1 protein-coding gene is annotated in these 719 nt (G+C 39.9%); it reads left to right on the forward strand.

The window, feature by feature from the left end; all coding sequences use genetic code 11:
* Window positions 1-89: 89 nt before the first annotated feature.
* Window positions 90-527, forward strand: a complete 438-nt coding sequence (locus ACFIL8_RS11745) for a hypothetical protein (RefSeq protein ID WP_375613192.1) — start codon at window positions 90-92, stop codon at window positions 525-527.
* The last annotated feature ends 192 nt before the right edge of the window (window positions 528-719 follow it).

Below are 719 nucleotides of genomic sequence, written 5' to 3' on the forward strand. Positions count from 1 at the left end.
TTAAAATGGATAAATTTTTCTTGTATTTTTTGATGATATAATTACAAATGTCTAACTTCATAGCATCTTGGCTTAAAACGGGGGGAGTTGTGGACGGTATATCTTCTAAAAATAACAGTATATCTTCTAAGAATACAAGCATCAAAAGAAAAAATCGATACGCAGAACAGAGCTTTTCTGCAATTATGATGCGAAAATTGTGCAATATGGTGCGTGGGGTATTCGAAGGGATCTTTACAGTATTTACTTTCACAATTTTTCTTATCCTGTTCAACATACGTGGACCGGTTCATGCCATACTAAGCTTCTTTTCGGGTGCGAGTGGATTAGCGTGCTTTTTCTTTTTTGTCGGATACTACTTACAACGCCGCGAAGCAACAGCAGATGAAGCCGGTATATCGCTCACATTAATCTTAGCAATTGGTGAAGGCGTTTTTTCTATTTGCTGCATGTATGCTATGTGGGGTTACGACGCTCTCTTGTTCCGTTTAGCACCTCCTGGGTATGTTCTTATTCTCCCTGAATAAATAGGGTGCAATTCGTTTGCATACAAATCAAAATGAGAGGCTGTCTGCCTCTCAAATTCTTAATAATCGCTCTCCAAAATCATAACATCAAACCCGCTTTTAATGAAGGGACTAACAAGCCTTGGGTCCTTAAGCCTCAAGGCAACCCTTTACAAGGGCGGTGCGCCTAACGGCATCCTTGACCTTAAGACA

Origin of the sequence: Bartonella sp. AP57NXGY (genome assembly GCF_042195805.1) — a bacterium.
Taxonomy (GTDB): domain Bacteria; phylum Pseudomonadota; class Alphaproteobacteria; order Rhizobiales; family Rhizobiaceae; genus Bartonella.